Here is a 25180-nt window from a genome sequence, read left to right on the forward strand (position 1 = left end):
TTTTTGTATGTTTGCGACTTAACCTAAAAAATACAAAACAACGTTATGGGATTGTTTAAACGAAATCCTTTTGGGCATATATTATTCATCAAGAAATGGTTAATCCGTATTTTGGGAGCCATGACTCATAGAAGATATAGAGGTTTTAATGAATTACAGATTGAAGGATCTGAAATTATTAAAACACTTCCAGACAGAAACGTTTTGTTTATATCCAATCACCAAACTTATTTTGCCGATGTTGTGGCAATGTTTCATGTGTTTAACGCAAGTTTAAGCGGACGTCAAGATACTATTAAGAACATAGGTTATTTGTGGCAGCCAAAAATGAATATTTACTACGTGGCTGCAAAAGAAACGATGCAGGCCGGATTACTGCCAAGAATTTTAGCTTATGTTGGCGCAATTACCGTAGAAAGAACTTGGCGTGCAAAAGGCGTTGACGTAACCGAAAAACGTGACGTAAATCCAAACGATACCGAAAATATCCGTATTGCCCTTGAAGACGGCTGGGTTATTACCTTTCCGCAAGGAACAACAAAATCTTTTAAACCAGTTCGTAAAGGAACAGCACACATAATCAAACAGCATAAACCTATCGTAATTCCTATTGTTATCGATGGTTTCCGTCGTTCTTTTGATAAAAAAGGACTTCGTATGAAAAAGAAAAATATCCTTCAGTCTTTCATCATCAAAGAACCTCTTGAAATTGATTATGAAAACGATACAATCGAAGAAATCGTAGAAAAAGTAGAATATGCTATCGAGCAGCATCCATCTTTCCTAAAAGTTATTCCAGCTGAAGAAATCAAAGCACAGGAAGAACTAAATAGATTGAGACAGTGGGAGTATTAGGAATTTTAGATTTCTGATTTTAGATTTTAGATTTTTTTGTTTCAAGTTTCAGGTTTCAGGTTTCAAGTTTTAAAAAAAACTTAGTCCCGATAGCTATCGGGATAGCAACTTAAAACCTTAGCATCTTAAAAATCAATTTTCTTCAGCTCCTTATAATTCACATACAATCTGCGTAGTAAAGTTCCGTATAGCAATCTGTAAAAACACCAGAACAATCCAAAGAAACCTAATATTACTAAGGTTAATATTCCAATTGTAGCAAACATTGCTTTTCCATCTATGGCAAGTTTTTCTCTTAAAAAAGCCATATCAGGATTGTAAACAAAAGCAATAAAGAAGCTTAAAATGGATGTAATTACAATCATTCCTAAGTTATACCAAACATAATACTGAACCGTTTTTCTGGTTCTTAAAATGGCACTCATTAAAGATTTTGTGGCAACAGTTGTAGAAATTGTAGTGTAGTTTTTATAGAAAATAAATACAAAAACCAATCCAACTAAATAATTCAAATAAGTTAAGTATTCAAGCGTAACCACAATTTCCGGATGGTTTATTTTTCGTAAAACATCATCGGTATTGATAAATAAGTTTGAAAAAGTCCAAAACGAAATCTCCAAAATACTGATAATCAAAATCCATTTCACAATTGAAGATGACTTTTTGTGAATCATTTTATAGATTTCTTTTTCAGAAATTTGTTCAAAAGAATCAGAGTTCTTCTGCCAGTCTTTTTTTAGTAAATCCAGTTCTTTCATAATAATTTTTAAGGATTTAGTATTTTTTTAAGTTTCCCTTTAATTCTGTTCATTTTCACGCGCGCATTCACTTCGCTGATTCCTAAGGTTTCGGCTATTTCCTGATAATCTTTGTCTTCTAAATACATAAAAACTAATGCTTTTTCGATGTCGTTAAGCTGATAAACAGCTTTATACATCAATTTAATCTGTTCTTCCTCTTCGTAGTTGTAATCTACATCTTTTACAAAATGCTGATGACTCTCATAATCTACGGTAGATATGGTTCTTTTGGTTTTGCGGTATAAGGTAATGGCTGTATTTAAAGCGACACGATACGTCCAGGTCGAAAATTTACTGTCGCCTCTAAATTTCGGATACGCTTTCCAGAGCTGAATAGTGATTTCCTGAAACAAATCTTTATGAGCATCTTCGCCGGCAGTATACAATCTACAAATTTTGTGGATTATATTCTGATTTGCCTGCAATTGCGCAACAAATGACTGTTCTAGATTTTCGCTCATAAAAGTATTAGTAGTGTTGAAATCTATTTTGTTACAATGATTTTTATTTTTTTGCCACAGATTAAAGGATTAAAAAGGATTTATAATCCTATTTTATTTTTAATCTAAAATAAAAATCCTTTAAATCTGTGTAATCTGTGGCAAAAACTAAAATTCTTTTCCTTTATAATAATTAATCATCAAATCGATAAACTTGCTATAGCTTTCTATTCCATCTTTTTGATTGTTTGATTTTAAGAAACTATCATATATAAAATGAAAACCTTCATCAATAAAAGTATCATATTGTTTCCAAAAATCCTGACTTTCCTGATAGTTTTTTAAAATCCCCGGATTTACTTGTTTCTTTAAAATCTCAAAGATTTTCTCGTTTTTAAACTTCCAGATTCCAAGGCAATAACGCAATGCAAAACTATATCCTGAATATTGATAATATAAATTGCCATTTTTTACAGTTGCCAAAACGCCTATAAAATTACATTCGTTTTCACTTGCAAAACCTATTTGATGTGCCATTTCATGAGAAGCTGTAAGCGGAAAAGAATACATCGGTAATAAATCATTCACCTGCGCCTCATTTGTAAACGGATTCAAATAACCGCCAAATCCCATATAAGTTAAAGGTACACTAAACAACGATTTTTTTACGCTTAAAGTCTCATATTTAAAATAAGGATGTTCCAGGGCTAAATTATTATATCCGTTAAGATTCATCTTAAAAACCTCTTCCTGAGAATAGGGAAAATTGATTTTTTCATCTTTATTTTTTGTGATTTTAAACTGAACTTCATTCGTTTTAACAATCAATCTTTTTGTAAAGGCCAATAAATCAGCATCAGTATATTCTCTTTTGATTTCCATTTTTTCGAAAAGAGGTTTACGATAATAATTGAAAGCCCAAAGAAGATGAAAGAAAAAGTAAAAAACAGAAATTTTACCTGTGATTTTTAAAAGATGATCTTTCCAGTCTGTTTTCCATGTTTTTCGTATTCTCCAAAACCAGCTTATCATAGATAAAATTAAAACTGCGTAAATACAATCACCGACAGAAAATGAAATTTTGCCCAAAAGTATTCGTGAGAAATGCGAAATTCTGATGTATAAATTATTGCTGTAAAGACCTTCTACAAAATCAGGATAAAACGGAAGGATTTTTAAAAAGATAATCTGAACTAAAAGAAATAGAGGAAGGATATATTTTCGTGTCACGGTTTTACTTTTGGGTTAAAAATAATAATTAAAATACTAGTTCGTTTTCTTTTTTGTAAATTTGTTACTCAATAACAAGGAAAATGACACGAATCACTTTAAATATTCCTGATAATGAATTGTCATTCTTTATGCAGTTGATAGAAAAATTCAATTATGAAACCGTAATTAATGAATTTTCTGTAACCGAAGAAATGAAAAATTTATTAGATGAAAGAAGATCAACTTCAAAAGCAGATGATTTTCTTCCTTGGAACGAAGCCAAAAAACAATTACGTTTGAAATCAAAGAAATGATTTTTAATATTGTTATTGAGCCAAGAGCACTTGTAGATATACAAGAAGCTATTGATTATTATGAGTCTAAGCAAAATGGTTTAGGTGAATATTTTTATCAAGTGATTGATGAACATTTAGATACATTATCGGAAAATCCTTTTTTTGAAATCAGATACAAAGATTATCGAGGTCTTCCCACTAAGAAATTCCCGTTTATTATCTTTTATTTTATAGATGAGAATGTGAAAACAGTATATGTTATGTCTGTTTTTAATACTTCATTAAATCCCTCGAAATATCCTCTTTAAAGAGTATTCATACTATTCAACTTTAGAGCCATTATAATTTGTGCTAATTCGTGGAATTAGTGGCGAAAAAAGCATTTAAACTTTGTAACTTTGAAGCTCTTAATTGTTAAACTTCAAACAAAATATAATGAGTCAGGAAATAAGAAATCTGGAACCAAAAGCACTTTGGAACAAATTTGCAGATTTAAACGCCGTTCCGCGTCCGTCAAAGAAAGAAGAGCGTGTAATCGAGTTTATGAAAAACTTTGGAAACAGCTTAGGTTTAGAAACTTTTGAAGACGAAATCAGAAATGTAATCATCAGAAAACCGGCAACTCCGGGAATGGAAAACCGCAAAGCCATTGTAATGCAGGGTCACTTAGATATGGTGCACCAAAAAAATGCTGACACTGTTTTTGATTTTGATACGCAAGGAATTGATATGTATGTTGATGGTGACTGGGTTCGCGCTCGCGGTACAACGCTTGGTGCAGACAATGGGTTAGGAGTGGCTACAATTATGGCAATTTTAGAAAGCAAAGATATTCCTCATCCTGCAATCGAAGCTCTGTTTACAATTGATGAAGAAACCGGAATGACTGGTGCTTTAAATTTAAAAGGCGGAATTCTTCAAGGGCAGATTTTATTGAATCTGGATACGGAAGAAGATGACGAAATTGATATAGGATGCGCTGGCGGGATCGATGTAACGGCTACAAGAGGTTATAATGAAGAAGAAGTTCCAGAAAGCTCTGTTGGATATACTATTACCGTAAAAGGCTTAAATGGAGGTCATTCTGGAATGGATATTCATAAAGGTTTAGGAAATGCCAATAAAATAATGAACCGTTTATTATTTGATGGTTTTGAAAACTTTGGATTACAGGTTTCTGAAATTAACGGAGGAAGTCTTAGAAATGCAATTCCGAGAGAAAGTGTTGCGAAAGTAATTATTTCTCAAATGTTTGATGAAGCGTATGTTTATGATATGCAGGAAATTATTGCTGACATCAAAGCAGAATACAAAACAACGGAACCAAACCTATCTATCGAAATTGTAAAAGGTGATTTGCCTGAAAAAATAATGGATTTAGGTGTTCAGGAAGGAATTGTCAGAGCGATTTATGCAGCACAAAACGGGGTTTACAAAATGAGCGCTGATATGGCTGATTTGGTTGAAACTTCAAACAATATTGCTCGCGTTGTTGTAAAAGACGGAGAAATTTTGGTTGGATGTTTAACACGTTCTTCAGTAGAATCTTCAAAATTTGATTTAGCTAATTCTCTACGTTCAGCTTTTGAATTAGTGGGATGTGAAGTTGAACTTTCTGGTTCTTATCCAGGATGGACTCCAAACGTAAATTCAGAAATATTAGAAGTTTTAAAAGAGATCTACGAAAAACAAAATGGAGAACAGCCTAAAGTTGTAGCTTGCCACGCTGGTTTAGAATGTGGAATTTTAGGAACAAATTATCCAGATATGGATATGATTTCTTTTGGACCAACAATTCACGGAGCACACTCTCCAGACGAAAGAGCCAGTATTTCATCTGCTCAAAAATATTGGAAATTTGTATTAGAAATTCTTTCAAATATTCCGGTTAAATAAAGTTCTCAGTTTTTAGTCACAGTTTTCAGTTTCCTTAGAGACTGAAAACTGCGACTGCGACTGAAAACTAATTAATCTCTTTTAGGAGAATTTTTCTTCTCTCTCTTTTCTTCTTTTTTTTCTTTAGCCGTTTTTAACGGTTCTTTTTTTGCTGTTTTTTTAGCATCTTGACCTTTTGCCATAATGTATTGATTTTATTTGTTTTACTGTTTTGTTATAGTAAATATAGCTTTTTAAAAAATCATAGGGCATAAAAAAATCCCCAATTTTAAAAATTGAGGATTCGTATGTTTTTGTAAAAGGGAAATTTTAATTCCTTTTTAATACTTTATATTGTTCGTAGCAGCCGCTTATGGCATCTAAAATCTGTAAGTCATTTGCAGACTGAATAAAAGCATCAGAATAGTTGCAGCGATGCATGATTTCAGGAATTTCATCTTTGCTGATTCCTAATAAAACGGCAATAGTTTCACGATCGTATTTAGTTTCTAAAAGATTTCTAATCGTATCGTCTTTTTTCATGTCCTTGAGTTTTTTAAGCTCCCGACTGTTTTTTCCGAAGAAATTATAAAGCATATCGGCCGGATTAAAAATAGAACCCAATACTTTTCCAAAAGCATTTGGAGAATATTCACCCGCCTCATAACCTTGTGTAAGGCCCGAAATACTATAACGGTAATTTTCTTTGGTTGGTATTAACTTCGAATCAATTTCAAGATAACCAGTCAAATTAAATGGAGCAATAACAACTTCTTCAAGAGCAATTGCTTTTTCAGTAAGCTGAATTCGAGTTACTTTATTTTTTATCCAGTCATTTGTTACTCTAATTCTAAGAGATTGAAATCCTAAAAGAGAGAAATGAATTGTATCATTTGGCTGTACATCAATTTCAAAATACCCTTTTGCATCAGATTTTGCGCCGCGTACTTTATTGGTATTAATGATATTTACATTTGAAAGAGGCTGTTTACTATCATCGTTTATAATGTAACCTGAAACTCTTTGCGGAGTTGTAGATTCGACATCTTGTGCAAAACTTATGGCAGAGAATAGTAAAAAAAAGAAAGCTGCGAAATATTTCATATCCTGATTTAAAGCACTAAAAGTAGTAAATAGAGATTAAATATTTCGCAGTCTTTGAATATAATTATCAGAAAATTAACAAAGTCGCCAGTGCTGCTTTTTTGTGTTTAAATAAAAAGAGAAAAGGAAGATTAAATTACATTGTTTCTGAATTACAAAACTCATTTATAGAGATTAAGATTTACCTGTAAAAACATTTAACACATAGAAACATAGGTTTTATGTGTGTAAAAGAATATAAAAAGAAACTTGTTTCTAACACATAGCTCTCTATGTTTGTTTTAGATAAGTGAAACGCCTTTTTTGCGAATGCTAAATCTATGTTTCTATGTGTTAAAATTAATTATGCCCAACGGGTTAATATTATTAATGTAAAAAAAATCCCAAATTCCAATTATGTCTGGAATTTGGGATTTTTTATTAAGATATAAAAGAATTAATCTCTTCTTGGTCTTCTTGGTCTTGGTGAATCACCAAAACTTTCAGAACGTCTTGGAGCTCTGTCAGAACCACCTTCGTTTCTTGGAGCAGAACTTCTAAAACCACCTTCTCTTTTTGGAGCAGATGAATTTCTGTCGCTTCTGAAACCACCTTCTCTTGGAACAGAGTTTCTGTCGCTTCTAAATCCGCCGCCGCCTGAACCTTCACGTCTTGGGCCGAAACCTCCAGATCCTTCTCTTCTTGGTCCGCCAGAACTACGTCCGCCGCCACGGTTGTTGTGGTCACGTCTTCCTCCGCCGTCATTTTTAGAAATTTCAACATTAATACGACGTCCTTCTAACTGAACGTTGTTTAAAATATCCATTACTTTATCAGTATGCTCAGGATCAGTATTAAAGAAAGAGAAACCTTCTTTTACATCCACTTTGAAAACGTCATCACGACCTAAGTCTAATGTTTCTTTCAAGTAATCTTTAAGAGACATCCAGTCGAAATTATCTCTGGAACCGATATTTACAAAATAACGAACTGCTCCGTTGTTATTGAATTCTCTTGGCTCAGAATCGTTTCTTTCGCGTCTTTCTCCAGAAGATTGAGTAGAGATATCTCTATTCTTTTTGTAGTAAGCAATGAAACGGTTAAATTCTACCGAAACCATTTTCTTAATCAATTCTTCTTTAGATAAACCTTCAAGAACATTGTTAATAGCTGGTAAATAGTTGTCAATTTCGTGATCAACCTCAGTATCTTTAATTTTATTAGCTAAGTGTAATAATTGAATTTCGCAGATTTCGATTCCAGACGGAATAGTTTTTTCTTCGAATTTTTGTTTGATGATTCTCTCGATAGAAGAAATTTTACGCAACTCACTTTTTGTAACAATTACAATTGAAGTTCCTAATTTTCCAGCTCTACCAGTACGACCAGAACGGTGGTTGTACGTTTCGATTTCATCAGGTAATTGGTAGTTTACAACGTGTGTTACGTTATCAACGTCAATACCACGTGCAGCAACGTCAGTAGCAACAAGCATCTGAATTTGTCTTCCACGGAAAGATTTCATTACACCATCACGTTGAGCCTGAGATAAATCTCCGTGCAACGCAGCAGCGCTATATCCATCTTCAATTAATTTTTCAGCTACAGCTTGTGTATCTCTTTTAGTACGACAGAAAACTACAGAAAAAATATCTGGATTTGCATCGGCTAAACGTTTTAAAGCTTCGTAACGGTCACGTGCATTTACTAAGTAAAATTCGTGAGAAACTGTTGCAGAACCAGAGTTCTTAGTACCAACAGTAATTTCAACCGGTTCGCTCATGAATTGTTTTGCAATTCTGGCAACCTCTTGCGGCATAGTTGCAGAGAACAACCATGTACTTTTTTGATCTGGAGTATCTGATAAAATAGATACGATGTCTTCATAGAATCCCATGTTTAACATCTCATCAGCTTCATCAAGAATACAGTAATCTATATTTTTAATGTTTACTAAACCTCTGTTAATCATGTCTTGCATTCTCCCCGGAGTAGCCACAATAATTTGTGCGCCTCTTTTAATCTCTCTGGCTTGCTCTGTAATACTAGCCCCGCCGTAAACTGCTACCACATTAATACCTTTTTCGTATTTTGAGTAGTTTTTAAGTTCGTTGGTAATCTGTAAACAAAGTTCTCGTGTTGGCGATAAAACTAATGCTTGTGTGTTTCTATTGTCAGCATCAATTTTTTGAATTAGCGGAAAACCGAAAGCTGCCGTTTTCCCTGTCCCTGTCTGAGCCAACGCAACCATATCTGTGTCTTTTTCCAATAATAGGGGAATCGCCTTTTCCTGTACCTCTGACGGATTTTCAAATCCTAGATCTAAAATCGCCTTCAGTAACGATTCATTCAATCCTAATTGTTCAAATTTATTCATATGTGTTTTTAAAATAGGGTGCAAAATTACTGTTAATTATTCAGATAAACTAATGCTATTTTAAGATTTATAGATTTGTTATGATTTGATTATCAAAAAGTTATGTTTGAGGTAAAATCATTTTTCAAAGAAACCAAAAAAAATACGTCGTGAAATATCAATTTTGCCCAATAAAATGTTGTATTTCAAACAATTATTTTCTTGAGTTCAGGAAATCAATAAGTTGCTCAGTTGCCTTTGCGCGATGACTGATTTTATTTTTAATTTCTGAAGATAATTCAGCAAAAGTCTCCTTATAATTCTCCGGCTGAAAAACCGGATCATATCCAAAACCATGATTTCCGGCTTTGGTCAAAGTAATATTTCCTTTTGCCAAACCCGTAAAAAGATGCTGCTTTCCTTCTAAATTTAAAGCAATAACGGTCTTGAACTGTGCGCTGCGGTTTTCTTCGTTTTTTAAAGCCTCTAAAAGCTTATTCATATTATCATCGGCATTTTTTTGTTCTCCCGCGTATCTTGCAGAATAAACGCCCGGTTCACCGTTTAAAGCTTTCACCTCTAAACCTGTATCATCAGCAAAACAATCATAACCATATTTTTCGGTTACATAATTGGCTTTTAAAATCGCATTGCCTTCAATAGTATCAGCAGTTTCAGGAATTTCTTCATGACATCCAATATCTTCTAAGCTCAATAATTGAATAGATCCGTTTAGAATACTTTGAATTTCCTTGATTTTATTTAAATTATTGGAAGCGAAAACCAGTTTCATATTTTGTATATTTAAAAGTAAGACTATTTTAAACACAAATTTAGAATTCTTATATTTGATAGTTACCTAAAAATAAAAATAAATGCAATTATCTGTACTGTATAAAAAAATAATGCCATTTGTAAAACCGTACAAAAAAATGGTAATTGCCACTTTACTGCTTACCTTTTTAGGCTCGTTTGCAGCACAGGTAAATGCTGTAATATTAAAATATACAGTTGATGCCATCAATAATTTAATGGTGGCGCACGAACCTTTATCAAAGGGATTTCATTTATTAGAGATAATAAGTATCGTGCTGCTTACTAAAGAATTAGTAAACTCAATTGTACAATTCGGCCAAAAATTCTACGGAGAAAAACTCCGAATTTTTATAACCCGCGATATTTCCCAGACAATTGTAGAAAAAATTCTAAGTTACAGAATGGAGTTTTATACTTCTGATGAAAATGAAAGCGGAAAACTCCAAACAAGAATTGATCTCGGTATAAGCAGTTTAACACGATTGGTTCAAAACTTTTTTATAGATATTTTGCCACTGTTTGCTAATGCTTTTGTGGCCTTGGTTATTATGTTTTATGCCAATGTTTATGTGGGTTTGGTAAGTTTATGTATTATCCCGATTTACTTTTATATCAGCCAATTGCAAGCCACAAAGTTGAGTGGTTTTAGACGAAGAATGCGCAATTATCGAGAAACCAAAAACAACGGAATCATTAGTTTAATTGAATCCATAACCGTTATTAAATCTTTCGTTCGCGAATCGACTGAAGCTGATCGTCATGAAAAAATTCAATATGAAATGACCGAAAACCAGCTGGCAACCAGAAAAACCAGTTTTATTTTTGAAAGTATTAAAAGTTTCGTTGAACAAATAGGAGTCGTGATTATCATTATTTTAACCGCTTATTTTGTTTTAAATAATCAAATGACAATTGGTGCAATTATGTTTCACATTATGTTATTTAATAATGTTTCGTCGCCAATTCGACAATTGCACCGAATTTATGATGAAGTAAATGATGCTTTAATTTATTCCGAAGGATTTTTTGATATTTTAGAATCAGAACAGGAAATAGAAACCAGTGGAACTTATATGCCGGAAAAAATTACCGGATTAATTGAAGTAAAAAATGTAGATTTTGTTTATCCAAACGGAACTCAGGCACTTTACGATATTAATTTTACGGTTAAACCGAATGAAACGACTGCTTTGGTTGGATTAAGCGGAGCCGGAAAAAGCACGATTATTAATTTACTGGATAAATTTTATCTGCCTTCATCCGGACAAATCTTTTTAGACGGAATTGATTTAGTGGATTATGACACCGATTTTCTGCGTAAAAATATTGGTTTGGTTCTTCAAAAAAATCACATTTTTAAAGGCACAATTGGAGAGAATATTTTATACGGAAATCCCGAAGCTTCGAAATCTGAAATTATCGAAGCGGCAAAGCAAGCCTACATTCACGAACAAATTATTCAATTGCCAAAAGGCTACGATTCTGATGCGCATTTGCTTTCCGGCGGACAGCAGCAGCGAATTGCTATTGCAAGACTTTTTCTGAAAAACCCGCCTATAATTTTTCTGGATGAACCAACTGCGAGTCTTGATGCAATTGCTACAGAACAAATTAAAAAGTCTTTAGATGCCATTAAAAAAGACAGAACTGTAATTATAATATCGCATAGTATTTCTCAAATTATCGACGCCTCAAATATTATTGTTTTAGAAAAAGGAAGATGCGTCGAAAAAGGAACACACGACGAATTGTACGATAATAAAGGAGCGTATTATCAAATATTTATGGCAATGGCAAACAGTTTAAATATCGAAAAAATCACACAGACTTTTGATTAATACGATTCAGAGTTATTTTTTCGAGAATAAAAACGACAGTGATTCCGAAAGTATAAGCTAAAATATCTGACCAAAGAAAACCTTGTCCTAAAACATATCTTCCAAAAAGTGTTTTTCGAAGTTCAATAATCCATTCTGCCTGATAAAGTTGTAAAAACTCAATGCAGTAACATAGTAAAAAAGAAAATAAAGCAACTATAAAAGCTCTTTTAGCCGGAAGAAATATTCTAACCAAAAAATAAATCATAACCGCATAAAGAGCATCGCCAATCCATAAAGGAATAAAGTGGATTTTTCTTGAAAGGATTCCGAGAATAATAGTGCAGAAAAATAAAATGAAATATTGTATTCTGGATTTTTTCAAAGTTTAGGCAGGTTTTGGTTGGGAGCAAATATAGATCAAATCTTAAAAAGCTGGATTTAATGGCACGCAGATGACGCAGATTTAAACAGATTTATTTTTATTGATTGACTTGCGATGCGTAAAAGTACAGTAACCATGAAGTTTGTCATTCCGAGGAACGAGGAATCGCACTAGAGAATCGACAAAGATTGGAGACTTGCTGTTGTGGAGTTTCTTGTGCGATTCCTCGTTCCTCGGAATGACAAGATTATAAATAAATCTGTTTAAATCTGCGTCATCTGCGTGCCATTACGTCCAGTTTTCAGCTTTTGATAATGCGGTTGCTTCGTTCCTCGCAATGACAATCATATAGCAAAAATAAATCTGTTTAAACCAGCGTCATCTGCGTGCCATTACGTCCAGCTTAGTGCAATTGCTTCGTTCCTCGCAATGACAAAAAAGTACATTTTTAGGGAACGAAAAATACAAAGACTAAAATAAGTTTACTTTATTTCATAAATTTATCAGTTCTAAAAACTATCTATTTAAAAATAACCACATGAATGCAAAATTTTTCGCTCTGATTACAGCTTTATTTCTTCTTGGAAATCAGGGTTATTCTCAAAAAGACAATTCGTTTAACGTTAAAAAACAATTGGAGTATTGTGCAGAGCAGGCTTCAAAAACTTTAAAAGTGATTCCGGATGACGGGACTTCGCCAAGAACGGTTCCGAATGGGAGCAAAGACTGGAAATTTGTAAATTACAAAGACTGGACAAGCGGATTCTGGCCTGGAGAATTGTGGTTTTTATACGAAGCAACAAAAGATAAGAAATGGGAAAAAGAAGCCGATAAATTTAGTCGCTTTTTAACGCCTTTGTCGGTTAGTAAAGCTGCCGATCACGATTTAGGTTTTCAGATTTTTAATAGTTTCGGGAACGGATACAGATTGACTAAAAACGCAGCATACAAAGAAATCATTCTAAAGACAGCCGATACTCTGGCAACACTTTTTAATCCAAAAGTAGGAACAATTCAATCTTGGCCTCATAATAAAATGGGCGGACACAATACCATCATCGATAATATGATGAATTTAGAATTGTTGTTTTGGGCTTCTAAAAACGGCGGAAATAAAAAGCTGTATGATATCGCAGTAAAACATGCCGAAACAACAATGGCAAATCATTTCAGACCAGATAATACTTCTTATCACGTTATTATTTATGATTATGAAACCGGCAAGAAAATAAAAGGAAGAACGGCTCAGGGATACAGTGATGACAGTATGTGGGCACGTGGTCAGGCTTGGGCAATTTATGGTTTTACAATGACTTACAGAGAAACAAAAGATCCTAAATTCCTTGATTTTGCACATAAACTAGCTCGTGTTTATCTGGATAAATTAACAACAGAAGATTTAGTCCCATATTGGGATTTTAATGCACCGGACATTCCAAATGCTCCAAGAGATGCATCGGCGGCAGCAATTGTTTCTTCTGCACTTTTAGAATTGAGTTCTTATACAAAAGATAAAACGCTGAAAAACGAATATTTGACAAAATCTAAAAAAATGATTGTGTCGCTTTCAGATAATTACCAAAGCCACGATGTTAATTCAGCATTTTTATTGCACTCAACAGGTCATAAACCTGCCGGAAGCGAAATTGACTGTTCTATAAATTACGCAGATTATTACTATCTTGAAGCACTTTTAAGACTTCAAAAATTGAAATAAAAACTTTAGATTATGATTAGGAAAGTAAGCCAGATTTTGTGTGCAGTTATGATGGTTTTTATGCTTCTAAGCTGTAAAAACGCAAAACAAAAACTTCAGGAATATGTAACGACTTATAACAGTACAGCCGCAAATTTTAAGGCTGAAGATGTTACGCTTACAACGGCAAGAGGTTATATTAATGATGATAAAATCGAATTACGGTTTGAAACTAATTTAGAGCAAAACGCAGCGAATAAAACAAAAGCAGAATCATCGTTTCCAAAACAGTTGAAAGAAATGATCAATAAAGATCAAATTCCTAAAGAACTGGTTGAAGAAGGTATTCAGTTTGATGCTTATTTTTTAGCCGATGATAATACCGTTTTTGTAAAACAAATAATCAACAAAGAATCTTTGGCTGAATTACTAAAATAATATTCAGATTATAACATTTATCAAATCCTCTTTAAACAATTTTAAAGAGGATTTTTTTTAGTTATTAAGTTAATTCTTTTCATTCTTTCGTCGCGATAACCTATTTGTAGTTAAATAGTTACATTTTAAAGTTTTGCGACTTCGTTTTGTTTTTGTGTTATAATTTCATTATGTTTGAGTTAAAAATAAACCAAAAACCTAAAAAATTATGAAAAAAATTACCCAAATCGCATTTGCTTTTGCAATTGCATTATTGCTGGTAAGTTGTAAAAATACCAAGCAAAAAATTCAGGAACATGTAAGTACCTACAACAACTCATCTTCCATAAAAGGTAACGGGATTACCAGTACTTCTGCGAAAGCATTTTTAAATGATAATAAAATTGAAATTAGAATTGAAACCAACTTAGAAGGTGATGAAGCCAATAAGCAGGCTGCAGCCGATTCATTTCCGGATTTGCTAAAAGAAATGATTAAAAATGATCAAATCTCTACAGAGTTAATAGGCGAAGGTGTAAAATTTGATGTTTACTTTTTGGCCTATAATAATATTATTTTAGCTAAAAGAACAGTTGATAAAGAAGAATTAGCGGTTTTAGAAGGAACTGCAGAAGGAAATAAGGAAACAGCCAAACTTTAAGTTAAAATTAAAGTATTGAAAATAGCCTCTTTGTAAATCAGAGAGGCTATTTTCTTTTCGTTAAGAATAATAATTTTTGTTGGATTAATTCTAACATTAAATTATGTTTGTCTAAAAGTCTACCTAATAAAACCTATAAAACTATGATCAAAAAAATTACCCAAATCTCATGCACAATCGCTATTGCTTTGTTTTTAGTAAGCTGTAAAAATACCAAGCAAAAAATTCAGGAATACGTTAATACGTTTAATAATTCGAGTGCACTTTTTCATAATGATATTATCAGCAGCGCAAGTGCAAAAGCTTTTTTAAATGAAAATAAAGTTGAAATAAGAATTGATACTAATCTGGAACAAAACGAATCCAGTAAATCTATTTACAATCAAATGTTCCCGGCTTTACTTGGTGAAATGCTGAAAAGTGATAGAGCCTCAATGGAACTAATTAGAGAAGGAGTAACGTTTGAAATGTTCTTTTTGGCCAATAACAGTACCATACTTGCTGAATTGAAAGTGGATGAAAAGGAGTTAAATAAAATTTTAAGCAAAAATAACACTCCTGCTGTAGACAGAAAAGAACTTTCAAGTTCTGGCATGAATCCAGAAATGCAGCAAATGCTGGCCATAATGAACCAAAATATGCCAATTGTTAATGAAGACGGAACAAAAATCATAAAAATTGAAATTAGCGATAAAAATGAACTGGTTTATAAAATTGAAGTGCCAAAAAAATATTCTGAATTGCTTAAAGGAGAAGGAGCAAAGGTTTTAATGAAAGAAAGTATTTTAAGAAGCAGTGATTTAAAAACTATTTTAGGTTCTATACAACGTTATAACATTACGACAATAAAATATCTATATCAGGATGCTAAAGGAAATCTGGTAAATGATATTATTTTGACTGAAAAAGACCTGAAATAATCATGGATGACAGATCAACCTGGCGAACCGTATTAAGTGTTTTATCGGTTATAATTTTGGGCGGAAGGCTTTTGTATACTTGCTCCAATATGAACAAGCCTCGTTATGAAAATGATCCTGTAATGGAAAGTTTCCGAAATTCTCAGGAAGCGATGAAAGAGAATTTTAGACAGCACCAGGAAATGCAAAGGAAAATGTCTAATGCGATATTGTATTCTAGTTATGAAAGTTTAGACAGTTTATCGGCTTTGCAAAAAGATAATTATGGTCTTCAAAAAATGCAAAAAGATTCCTTGATATACATTGCATTAGATACGCAGATAAAAATACCAAAGGATTTTTATCTTCAAAACAAACACGATGATTCCTTGCGAATGGCATTTAAATCGCCGGATAATCTCAATGTTTTTATTCACGATTTTGAATCTAAAGCAGAAATAGAACCAAGTTTTAAAACCTTAAAAAACAGCGCTAATCTGCAAAAGTTTAAAGTAGAAAATACTATTGGAGACGTTAAGGCAATATCGTACAAAATAACCAAAGAAAGTAAAAGATATAATGGTTATGCTTTATGTTTTAAAAATGACGGATATCTTAATTTCTACGAATTCGAAAGTAATAAACTTCCTCTTGATAAATTAAAAGGACGCGCTATTGAATTCTTTTCTCAAAATATGAAAGGGAAGAAATAAACTTCTTAAAATTAAAAAAGCCTCTTTGAAAACTCAAAGAGGCTTTTTGTTTTAATTACGTTTCGTAACGTTTGTCAAATTATCAGGGAAATACAATTCTGATAGATTTGTAAATTCATCACCACGCATAAAGATATTGATATCTACATCTGCAAAAGATGTTTTTCCGGCCGCGGCCAAAAGCTCGTTTGCAGAATGAAGTGTGTTTTTATGAAAATGATAAACACGATCTGATTTATCGGTTACAACCAAACCTTTCATCAGCATTTTGTTTTGAGTCGCAACTCCCGTTGGGCATTCATTATTATGGCAGCGTAAAGCCTGAATACATCCCAAAGAGAACATGAAACCACGTGCACTGTTACACATATCTGCGCCTAAAGCAACGGCGTGCAAAATAGAATATCCAGAAATAATTTTTCCGCTTCCTATAATGCGTATTTTGTCGCGAATATTTAAACCAATTAATGTTTTGTTTACGAAAATCAAAGCCGGTTCAAAAGGCATTCCTACGCCATCTGCAAATTCTAACGGAGCAGCTCCGGTTCCACCTTCGGCACCATCAACCGTAATGAAATCAGGGTAAATATCTTCGGCGATCATTTCGTGACATATTGCTTCAAATTCTGCCGTGTTTCCAATACATAATTTAAAACCAATAGGTTTTCCATTTGATAAATCACGTAATTGTTTCACAAAATGCAAAAGCCCTTTAGAATCAGAGAAAGCATGGTGTCCCGGAGGAGAAAGAATCATAGTATGCGGCTCAACACCTCTAATTTTAGCAATTTGCTCTGTATTTTTTGCCGCCGGAAGCACACCTCCATGTCCTGGTTTTGCGCCTTGCGAAAGCTTAATTTCAATCATTTTTACATTCGGGAGATTGGCTTTTTCCGAGAATTTTTCAGGGCTAAAATTTCCTTCAGCATCACGGCATCCAAAATATCCGGTTCCAATTTGCCAAGTGATATCTCCGCCGCCTGCAAGATGAAATTCAGTTAAACCACCTTCACCTGTATTTTGATAAAAGTTTCCTTTTTTAGCACCAATATTTATGGCACGAACGGCATTTTCGCTTAATGAACCAAAACTCATTGCCGAAACATTAAATAAAGAAGCCAAATAAGGTTGTTTACAATCTTTTCCGCCAACTAAAACACGCGGTAATTCTTCATTTACTTTTGCCGGAAAAATAGAATGTTTTATACCTTCATAAGTTTCCGTATTTAAGTTTTGCTGAGTTCCAAAAGGCGTACTCGAATCAATATTTTTGGCTCTTTGATAAACTAGAGAACGCTGGTTTCTGGAGAAAGGTTTTCCATCTGTAGATCTTTCGATGAAATACTGCTGAATTTCCGGAGCAATCATTTCAAATAAATACCTGAAATAACCCAAAACCGGAAAGTTCCTTAAAATGGCATGTTTTTTTTGAGAAGCATTATAAGCTCCAATAATTAATAAAATTGGGATAATAAAAACGAGTAGATAACCTCGACCCGTGTAATGATAAATTGCAATAACAATTAGAAACAATAAGAATCCGTAAATAAAGAATTTTTTTCTCATGTTTAAATAATAATAGTAATAAGGTAATAATTTAATTAGTTGTACCGTAATCGAACATAGACGTGTTTAATGCCTTTTTTATCCGATTCTCTTTCGTCAATTTCCAAAATATCCGTTAATGATTTCAACATTGGCGTAAGCTTAGAATAACCATAATTCCTTGGGTCAAATTCTGGTTTTTTCTTTACAATCAAATTGCCCACATCACCAAGAAATGCCCAGCCGTCATCATCTTCAATATCTTCAATTGTAGCTTCGATAAGATCAATGGTTTGTTTGTCGACTTTGTGAAGTGCTTTTTCGGTAGGTTTTTCTACAGGTTTTTTGGTGTCTGCTGCGGTTGCTTTTGGTTTTTTCTTTTGGATAGCGCCGTCCAAAACCTCAATATAAATAAACCTGTCGCAGGCAACGATAAAAGAACTTGGGGTTTTCTTTTCACCAATGCCAATTACTTTCATGCCAGATTCTCGAAGTCTAATCGCCAGACGGGTAAAATCGCTGTCGCTGGACACAATACAAAAACCATCTAATTTTCCCGAATAAAGCAAATCCATTGCATCGATAATCAATGCCGAATCTGAAGAATTTTTCCCAACCGTATAACTATATTGCTGAATAGGCGTAATGGCATGCTCCAGTAAAACTGCTTTCCATCCGTTTGCATTTGGCTTTGTCCAGTCCGCATAAATTCGTTTCGTTGTAGGGGTTCCAAACTTTGCAATTTCTTCCATCATCCCTTTTACATTACTGTAGGGCACATTATCCGCGTCAATAAGAACAGCTAATTTTAATTCTCTTACGTTGCTTGCTGGCATTTTTTAGATATTAGAAATTAAGTACAATCAAAGTTAAAATTAAAATTCGTTTTTAGGTGAATTTGTTGGTGAATAAGTGTTTTTGACCGTGTTAATTATTTTGGTTATAAATAAGGTTTCTGTTATAAAAATTAATTAAAGATAAATTTATCTTTTATAGTGAATTTGAATACATTTGTAAGGAATTAATTAATCAGTGTATGTTTTCAAAAGCGTGTGAGTACGGAATCAGGGCTTCTATTTTTATAGCAACCAAATCTTCAGAAGGAATTAGGGTTGGAATAAAAGATGTTGCCAAAGAAATTGATTCGCCGGAACCATTTACTGCCAAGATTATGCAGATTTTAACCAAAAACGGAATCATTTATTCGGCAAAAGGAGTAGGAGGAGGTTTTGAGGTTTCGAAAGAAGCATTAAAGTCGATAAAATTAATTCAGATTGTGGATGCGATTGACGGAAATACCATTTATAAAGGCTGCGGAATTGGCCTGAAAGAATGTTCTGAAATTCATCCTTGTCCGGTACACAATCAATTTAAAAAAATACGCGAACTGCTTTTGGCAATGCTTACTAATACCACTTTAGAGGAGCTGGCACTTGGTGTAAATGCTGGAGATTATTATTTAAAAATCTTCAATAAAACCGAATAAATATTATAATTTAAATATACAGTAATGAATAAAAAAGTCACAATTTCGATGGTAATGCTAATGGGATTTTTAGCACTAACTTCTTGCGGAAAGAAAGAAGCAGCTCCTGCCGATGAATCTACAGAAATAAATGAAACAACATCAGATGAAGGTGTAAAACCCGAAGCAGGTGTTGAAAACGTTTTGGTTATTGAAGGAAATGACCAAATGCAGTTCAATAAAACCGAACTAAAAGCAGTTGCCGGAAAACCTATTAAACTTACTTTAAAACACGTTGGTAAAATTCCAAAAGAAGCAATGGGACATAACTTGGTAATTTTACAGCAAGGAACAGATGAAAGTGCTTTTGCTGCAAAAGCGATCGAAGCAAAAGCTACAGATTATATTCCGACATCTGAAAAAGCTTCAATCGTTGCCCACACAAAATTATTGGGCGGGGGTGAAGAAGATACTATCGAATTTACAATTGATAAAAAAGGAACATATAACTTTTTATGTACTTTTCCTGGTCACGTGGCTATGATGAAAGGTGTATTAATTGTAGAATAAATCATAAAACTCTAAGCCTGATTGGTTTGGAGTTTTTTTTAAAACTAATAAAAGATAATTTTGTCTTTTATTAAAAATAGAAATATATTAATATTAATTTTTACGAAAAATGGAAAATTTAAAAAACAAAACAATCGGGTCATTTGTGGCTCAGGATTATAGAACTGCGGCTGTATTTTCTAAATATAAAATAGATTTTTGCTGTAAAGGAAACAGAACCGTTTCTGAAGTTTGTGAAAAGGAAGAAATTAATTCTGATGCGCTGCTTCAAAGTATTTATGATGTTTTGCAGTCCGAAAATAAAAGCGGAATCGATTTTAATTCCTGGCCTTTAGATTTATTAGTTGATTATATAGAAAAAACGCATCACCGTTATGTGGAAGATAAAACACAAGTTTTGCTGAGTTTTCTAGATAAATTATGCAGTGTTCATGGTTCAAATCATCCTGAATTATTTAAAATAAATGAATTGTTTATTGGATGTGCAGGAGAATTAGCGCAGCACATGAAAAAGGAAGAGCTGGTTTTATTTCCTTTTGTAAAAAGAATGGTAAAAACGAAAGAGGCTAACGGAGTTTTATCGCAGCCTTCTTTCGGAACGGTTTCAAATCCAATTGCCATGATGATGCATGAACATGAAAATGAAGGCGATCGTTTTAGAGAAATTGCTGAGCTGACTAATAATTATACACCTCCGGCTGATGCATGTACAACTTATAAAGTGACTTATGCAATGCTTAATGAGTTTGAAGAAGATTTACATAAACACATTCATTTAGAGAATAATATTTTGTTTCCAAAAGCGGTTGCGCTGGAAGAGGAATTTGCTTAACTATAATTTTAACTAGAGAAAAACACTGATAAATTCCAGTTATGGAGCATTATCGGTGTTTTTTATTAGAGCTCAAAAATATTAAACACATAGAAACATAGGTTTTAGAAGAATTATAAAAAGAGAATTTAAAAAATCTAGATTTTTACACATAGCTATGTTTGTTTATGCAAATGAAATGCCTTTTTAAGCTTGTAAAATCTATGTTTCTATGTGTTTAAAAAAATATGCGTTATGAATTTCCGAAAAACCTGGATAATCTGTTGTTTCTTTAATTTTTTAATAGCCTGCGCATTTGGGTTATTAATGCGGTTTATGTTTCTTTTTCCTTTAGATTTTATAAACTACAGTTTTATACTTCATGCGCATTCTCATGCTGCTATGCTGGGCTGGGTTTACATGATTATTTATGTCTTGGTAATTCATTTTTTTATTCCGAAAGAAAAAAGCCGGAAACCTGTATATAACAGATTGTTTTGGTTAACAGAACTTTCTGTAACAGGAATGATGCTTGCTTTTCCTCTTCAGGGTTATGGACTGTTTTCTATTGCATTTTCGACAATGCACATTTTGCTGAGTTATCTTTTCTGCCGATTAATTTGGAAAGATCTTCCAAAACAAAAAACGTCTTCACAAAGACTTTTAAGTGCTTCTGTTTTATTTATGGTTTTTTCCACTTTAGGAGTTTGGTGTTTGGGTCCGGCAGTAAGTACATTAGGAAAACAAAGCGCCTTTTATCAAATTGCGATTCAATTTTTTCTGCATTTTCAGTTTAACGGTTGGTTTTTATTGGCGGTTTTAGCTTTGTTTTTAAAACAATTTCAGCATAAAATTGAAGAAACCGCCTTTAGAAAATTCTATATTATTTTGATTGTTTCAACAATTTTAACGGTTTCATTTCCCATACGCTGGTTTGTTGAGAGCAATGTTTTAAGCTGGATAAATACTTTTGGAGTTGTATTGCAGCTAACGACTTTTATTTATTTCTATAAAATGCTCCAACCTCAAATAAGCGATTTTAAAGCTAATTTAAATAAAGAGGCTAAAAAGTTTTACGGTTTAGCATTATGCTCTTTATTTTTTAAAATAGGAATTGAATTGCTGATTATCTTCCCAAATATTGAAACAATTTCACACCAAGTCAGGAATTTTGTAATTGGATTTATTCATTTAACCAGTTTAGGAATTATTACTGGATTTGTATTTGGAATATTACTTCAGAATAAAATGCTTTCAGGTGATTCTTTATCTTTAAAAAGAGGAGTGAAATGTTTTATTTTTGGATATGTTGGGACAGAAGTTTTATTGTTTTTACAAGGAGGATTTTTCCTTTTCAATAAAGGAACAATTCTAGGTTATTATCAAAGTATATTTGGTTTTAGTTTGTTGCTTGTTTTAGGATTAATATTGATTACGGCATCTGCTATAAACAAAAAACAAGAGTCGATCCATTCCTAAAATCTTCCCTTGTTTTTTCACTAATCAACCTATTCAAAATTTTAAATCTTCTCTGCTTCTTTATTTATAGTTTCAATTGTTTTTTCATTGTTTACACCTAAACCTTCCTGCTGAAAAACTAATTCTCCTTCGGGATTAAAAACGCTTATAATATTAGAATGCGAAAAATCTACGGGAGATATTTGTTTATAATTGACAGCTAAAACTGCTGCAAATTCGCGTGTGTTTTCTTCAGATGAACGAAGAAAAAGCCACGGTTCCTGATTCATTTTATTAGCAATTGCAAAAGTTTTTAATCTTTCGGGCGTATCTGTTTTAGGATCAATACTTACTAAAATAAGTTTTACATTTTGTTTGATGTTTTTATTGAGTTTTGCTTCAATATCTCGCATGTCTGCAACTAATCTGGGGCAGGCGGCTTTACAGCTTGTGTAAATCATTACCATAACCAGCACATTTCCTCTCAGGCTTTTTAATTCAATATCATTTCCGTTTTGAGTTGTCCATTTTGAAGGAAGATTATAGATGGATAAATCAGTTATTTCCTTTTTTGTTACTGCAGTATCTTTTTTATTTTCTTTACAGCTCTGCAAAGAAAACAGAAGAATGAAAACCGCAATTATTGTTTTTTTCATTGAAATTAATTTAAAGATTGACTTTTTTGTTTTGTTGAACTGGCGCATCTAAAACCAAGATTTCGGGTTGAGTATTGCACTTTAAGACTTCCTCTGAAAGCGTAGCGCATAAATGCCGCATAATCCATTAAATCGGATGCGTTTACGGATGCGCTTCCGCAGAATAAATTCTTGTCGCTGCTTTTATCTTTTCTAGATTCTCCGGATAAAAAAATGCTGTTAAAGTCAGAAGTCCATTCCCAAACCAAACCATGCATATCGTAAACTCCCCAATAATTTTTAAACGTTTTTCCCACTTCATTTTCATACGTTTTCGACTTTTCATACCACGATAAAATGTAATTGTTGAATTCCTTTTTGGTTCTGGCATCTACTGTTTTTGCATCGGCCATCGCTGCATATTCCCATTCATCCATTGTGGGTAAACGTTTTCCCTGACACTCACAGTATTTTTTTGCAGCAAACCAAGAAACGGCTGTAACTGGCGAATTTGGTTTTGAACTGCCAAAATCAAAATCATTTTTCCAGTAAGACAGATATGTTTTATCGGCAAAAATTCCCTTGATTTTCGATTTACTATATGTTGGATTTTTTTTGATGAAATTCAAAAAATCGGCATTGCTAACAGGATAAATGTCTAAATAAAAAGAGTTTACAAACACGGGTTTTTTAGATGAGGCTCCGTAAAGAGGAACAAAACGTCCCTCTTTTATCAGAGCCATTCCAATTTCCTGCGCTATTGTTACGCCTGTAAACATCAGGAAAAAGGTAAGAATGAAAATAAATTTTTTCATGCTTTATTTTTGATTGTTATCGCAGTGCTTTTACCATTTCCGGAGTAACTTCTGTTTTATTATTTCCCCAGCTGTTATAGATATACGTAAGCACATTAGCTATTTCATCATCAGATAAATTTTGAGCCGGCATTACATTGTTGTATTTTTTTCCGTTTACGCTTACTTCTCCGGTTAAACCGTGTAAAATTGTTTTAATTGCACGTTTAGAATCAGCATTTAAATAATCTGATTTTGCAAGAGGAGGAAAGGTGTTTGGAATTCCCTGCCCTTCAGATTGGTGACAAGCGAAACAAGTGGTACCAAAAATTTGTTTTCCAATTTTTATTCTCTCTTCGGCAGTTCGTTTAGGTGTTGCAGTTTTTGCAGTTGCATTTTCAGGCATTTTTTGAATAGTTCCGCCTTCTGGCAGATAAATTCCTTCCTGAATCGTTCCAGAATAAATGTTTTTATTCTCTTTTCCTTCTACTTTCAACATTCCTAAAGCTCCTTTATTAAACGCTCTAAAAATAGAATGGTCAACCAGAATAAAAGTTCCCGGAGTTTCTACCTTAAAATCGACAATTGCAGCGCCTCCGGCCGGAATCAAAGTTGTTTGAACGTTTTTATTAATTACAGTCCCGCCTTCGACATGAACGTGATCAAATATTTCTCCAATAACGTGAAAAGACGATACTAAGTTTGGACCGCCGTTCCCCACAAATAAGCGCACCGTTTCTCCCACTTTTGCTGTTAACTCATTTCCGTTTGTAAGCGAACCTACTTTTCCATTAAATACAACATAATCAGGTGTTTCTTTTACGGCTTTATTCATGTCAAATGGCTGCAGGCCTTTTGCGCCATATTCGCCCTGCGTATAAAAATCACCCTGCATCACATAATATTCCTTGTCAACAGGAGGGAGTCCGCCTTCTGGTTCAACCAATATCAAACCATACATACCATTTGCAATGTGCATTCCAACAGGAGCTGTTGCACAATGATATACATACAGTCCCGGATTGATCACCTTAAAGCTGAACACTTTTTCATGTCCGGGAGCAACAAGCGAAGAAGTCGCTCCGCCGCCTGGTCCGGTTACAGCATGTAAATCAATATTATGCGGCAGTTTATTATCCGGATGGTTTTTTAAATGAAATTCTACTTCATCACCCACACGCGTTCTAATGAAACTTCCCGGTACAGAGCCTCCAAATGTCCAATACGTATATTTTACACCATCAGTCATTGTGCCTTCCTGCTCTTTGATTTCCATGTTTAATTTGAGTTTCATGGCAGTTCTGTTTCCAACAGGTTTCGGTACCATTGGAGGGGCTGTAAGTTCAGCATTCATTTCTCCTTCGGTCATTATATCAGTATAATTTACTGATTCTTCTTTTTTACAACTTCCTAATAAAATCGTAAAAAGTAAGCATAACAACATGTTCATTTTAATCGAAATGTCATTTTTCTTTTTCATAAGGTTTTGGTTTTATTTAGTTTTAAATCAGGAGTAAAAATAAAAGACTATTTTGTCTTTTATCATGATAAAAGTCATGAAATACTTACTAATAAAACCTT

26 protein-coding genes are annotated in these 25180 nt (G+C 33.3%); 14 read left to right on the forward strand and 12 right to left on the reverse strand.

Features of this window, described 5'->3' with window-relative positions:
• The first annotated feature begins 45 nt into the window (after window positions 1-45).
• Window positions 46-855, forward strand: a complete 810-nt coding sequence (locus NLJ00_RS12870) for a lysophospholipid acyltransferase family protein (protein WP_180861407.1) — start codon at window positions 46-48, stop codon at window positions 853-855.
• A gap of 125 nt (window positions 856-980) precedes the next feature.
• Here NLJ00_RS12870 and NLJ00_RS12875 read toward each other — a convergent pair whose 3' ends face one another.
• The 3 genes from NLJ00_RS12875 to NLJ00_RS12885 form a co-directional block, all read right to left on the reverse strand.
• A complete protein-coding gene (locus NLJ00_RS12875) occupies window positions 981-1613 on the reverse strand; it encodes a hypothetical protein (RefSeq protein ID WP_053473741.1) in 633 nt (210 codons plus the stop codon).
• Between the two features lie 8 nt (window positions 1614-1621).
• Window positions 1622-2116, reverse strand: coding sequence for an RNA polymerase sigma factor (locus NLJ00_RS12880; RefSeq protein ID WP_007810116.1), 495 nt, complete (start codon window positions 2114-2116; stop codon window positions 1622-1624).
• A gap of 147 nt (window positions 2117-2263) precedes the next feature.
• Window positions 2264-3325 carry a DUF3810 domain-containing protein gene (locus NLJ00_RS12885; RefSeq protein WP_256634035.1) on the reverse strand — a complete coding sequence of 354 codons (1062 nt, stop codon included), beginning with the start codon at window positions 3323-3325 and terminating at the stop codon, window positions 2264-2266.
• Between the two features lie 83 nt (window positions 3326-3408).
• Between NLJ00_RS12885 and NLJ00_RS12890 the strand changes: the two genes are divergently transcribed.
• The 3 genes from NLJ00_RS12890 to NLJ00_RS12900 all read left to right on the forward strand — a co-directional run bounded on the left by NLJ00_RS12890 (window position 3409) and on the right by NLJ00_RS12900 (window position 5499).
• Window positions 3409-3621, forward strand: coding sequence for a hypothetical protein (locus tag NLJ00_RS12890; protein ID WP_180861403.1), 213 nt, complete (start codon window positions 3409-3411; stop codon window positions 3619-3621).
• A complete protein-coding gene (locus NLJ00_RS12895; protein ID WP_256634036.1) occupies window positions 3618-3911 on the forward strand; it encodes a type II toxin-antitoxin system RelE/ParE family toxin in 294 nt (97 codons plus the stop codon). Before NLJ00_RS12890 ends, NLJ00_RS12895 begins: the two co-directional genes overlap by 4 nt.
• Before the next feature lie 127 nt (window positions 3912-4038).
• Window positions 4039-5499, forward strand: coding sequence for an aminoacyl-histidine dipeptidase (locus tag NLJ00_RS12900; protein WP_256634037.1), 1461 nt, complete (start codon window positions 4039-4041; stop codon window positions 5497-5499).
• Between the two features lie 309 nt (window positions 5500-5808).
• Here NLJ00_RS12900 and NLJ00_RS12905 read toward each other — a convergent pair whose 3' ends face one another.
• The 3 genes from NLJ00_RS12905 to NLJ00_RS12915 form a co-directional block, all read right to left on the reverse strand.
• Entirely contained in the window at window positions 5809-6582 is a 774-nt protein-coding gene (locus NLJ00_RS12905) for a carboxypeptidase-like regulatory domain-containing protein (RefSeq protein WP_256634038.1), read from the reverse strand.
• Window positions 6583-7018: 436 nt separating this feature from the next.
• Entirely contained in the window at window positions 7019-8938 is a 1920-nt protein-coding gene (locus NLJ00_RS12910) for a DEAD/DEAH box helicase (RefSeq protein ID WP_256634039.1), read from the reverse strand.
• Between the two features lie 193 nt (window positions 8939-9131).
• Window positions 9132-9710: a non-canonical purine NTP diphosphatase gene (locus NLJ00_RS12915; protein WP_256634040.1), complete on the reverse strand. Its 579-nt coding sequence runs from the start codon at window positions 9708-9710 to the stop codon at window positions 9132-9134.
• Between the two features lie 82 nt (window positions 9711-9792).
• Between NLJ00_RS12915 and NLJ00_RS12920 the strand changes: the two genes are divergently transcribed.
• Window positions 9793-11571: an ABC transporter ATP-binding protein gene (locus NLJ00_RS12920; RefSeq protein WP_256634041.1), complete on the forward strand. Its 1779-nt coding sequence runs from the start codon at window positions 9793-9795 to the stop codon at window positions 11569-11571.
• Here NLJ00_RS12920 and NLJ00_RS12925 read toward each other — a convergent pair.
• On the reverse strand, window positions 11552-11935 hold the full coding sequence (locus NLJ00_RS12925) for a ribosomal maturation YjgA family protein (RefSeq protein WP_256634042.1): 384 nt from the start codon (window positions 11933-11935) through the stop codon (window positions 11552-11554). The genes NLJ00_RS12920 and NLJ00_RS12925 overlap by 20 nt on opposite strands.
• Before the next feature lie 538 nt (window positions 11936-12473).
• Here NLJ00_RS12925 and NLJ00_RS12930 point away from each other — a divergent pair.
• The 5 genes from NLJ00_RS12930 (at window position 12474) to NLJ00_RS12950 (ending at window position 16321) form a co-directional block, all read left to right on the forward strand.
• The gene (locus tag NLJ00_RS12930) at window positions 12474-13652 is read left to right on the forward strand and encodes a glycoside hydrolase family 88 protein (RefSeq protein WP_256634043.1); all 1179 of its coding nucleotides are present in this window, start codon (window positions 12474-12476) and stop codon (window positions 13650-13652) included.
• Window positions 13653-13664: 12 nt separating this feature from the next.
• Complete coding sequence (locus NLJ00_RS12935) at window positions 13665-14069, forward strand: hypothetical protein (RefSeq protein WP_256634044.1); 405 nt, start codon at window positions 13665-13667, stop codon at window positions 14067-14069.
• Between the two features lie 208 nt (window positions 14070-14277).
• Window positions 14278-14709 (forward strand): hypothetical protein, encoded by a 432-nt coding sequence (locus NLJ00_RS12940; RefSeq protein ID WP_053473729.1) that lies wholly within the window; start codon window positions 14278-14280, stop codon window positions 14707-14709.
• Between the two features lie 143 nt (window positions 14710-14852).
• Window positions 14853-15629 (forward strand): hypothetical protein, encoded by a 777-nt coding sequence (locus tag NLJ00_RS12945; RefSeq protein WP_180861388.1) that lies wholly within the window; start codon window positions 14853-14855, stop codon window positions 15627-15629.
• A 2-nt stretch (window positions 15630-15631) separates the two neighbouring features.
• Window positions 15632-16321, forward strand: coding sequence for a hypothetical protein (locus NLJ00_RS12950; protein WP_256634045.1), 690 nt, complete (start codon window positions 15632-15634; stop codon window positions 16319-16321).
• A 51-nt stretch (window positions 16322-16372) separates the two neighbouring features.
• Here the strand turns inward: NLJ00_RS12950 and NLJ00_RS12955 are convergent, their stop codons facing one another.
• The gene (locus NLJ00_RS12955) at window positions 16373-17887 is read right to left on the reverse strand and encodes an FMN-binding glutamate synthase family protein (protein WP_256634046.1); all 1515 of its coding nucleotides are present in this window, start codon (window positions 17885-17887) and stop codon (window positions 16373-16375) included.
• 35 nt (window positions 17888-17922) lie between these two features.
• Window positions 17923-18702, reverse strand: a complete 780-nt coding sequence (locus NLJ00_RS12960) for an NYN domain-containing protein (RefSeq protein ID WP_256634047.1) — start codon at window positions 18700-18702, stop codon at window positions 17923-17925.
• Between the two features lie 200 nt (window positions 18703-18902).
• On the opposite strand from NLJ00_RS12960, the gene NLJ00_RS12965 reads away from it, so the two are divergent.
• From NLJ00_RS12965 to NLJ00_RS12980, 4 genes are all read left to right on the forward strand, one after another.
• A complete protein-coding gene (locus NLJ00_RS12965) occupies window positions 18903-19352 on the forward strand; it encodes an RrF2 family transcriptional regulator (protein WP_073482666.1) in 450 nt (149 codons plus the stop codon).
• A gap of 24 nt (window positions 19353-19376) precedes the next feature.
• Window positions 19377-19901 carry an azurin gene (gene azu, locus NLJ00_RS12970; RefSeq protein WP_256634048.1) on the forward strand — a complete coding sequence of 175 codons (525 nt, stop codon included), beginning with the start codon at window positions 19377-19379 and terminating at the stop codon, window positions 19899-19901.
• 109 nt (window positions 19902-20010) lie between these two features.
• On the forward strand, window positions 20011-20733 hold the full coding sequence (gene ric, locus NLJ00_RS12975; RefSeq protein WP_256634049.1) for an iron-sulfur cluster repair di-iron protein: 723 nt from the start codon (window positions 20011-20013) through the stop codon (window positions 20731-20733).
• 315 nt (window positions 20734-21048) lie between these two features.
• Window positions 21049-22191: a hypothetical protein gene (locus NLJ00_RS12980; protein ID WP_256634050.1), complete on the forward strand. Its 1143-nt coding sequence runs from the start codon at window positions 21049-21051 to the stop codon at window positions 22189-22191.
• A gap of 41 nt (window positions 22192-22232) precedes the next feature.
• On the opposite strand, the gene NLJ00_RS12985 is transcribed toward NLJ00_RS12980, so the two are convergent.
• The 3 genes from NLJ00_RS12985 to nirK are packed head-to-tail and all read right to left on the reverse strand — an operon-like array spanning window position 22233 to window position 25079.
• Window positions 22233-22826 carry an SCO family protein gene (locus tag NLJ00_RS12985; protein WP_256634051.1) on the reverse strand — a complete coding sequence of 198 codons (594 nt, stop codon included), beginning with the start codon at window positions 22824-22826 and terminating at the stop codon, window positions 22233-22235.
• A gap of 5 nt (window positions 22827-22831) precedes the next feature.
• Window positions 22832-23620 carry a formylglycine-generating enzyme family protein gene (locus NLJ00_RS12990; protein ID WP_408611576.1) on the reverse strand — a complete coding sequence of 263 codons (789 nt, stop codon included), beginning with the start codon at window positions 23618-23620 and terminating at the stop codon, window positions 22832-22834.
• A 16-nt stretch (window positions 23621-23636) separates the two neighbouring features.
• Window positions 23637-25079, reverse strand: a complete 1443-nt coding sequence (nirK, locus tag NLJ00_RS12995; RefSeq protein WP_256634052.1) for a copper-containing nitrite reductase — start codon at window positions 25077-25079, stop codon at window positions 23637-23639.
• Between the last annotated feature and the right edge of the window lie 101 nt (window positions 25080-25180).

The sequence above is a fragment of the Flavobacterium panici genome, from assembly GCF_024499525.1.
Lineage (GTDB): Bacteria > Bacteroidota > Bacteroidia > Flavobacteriales > Flavobacteriaceae > Flavobacterium > Flavobacterium panici.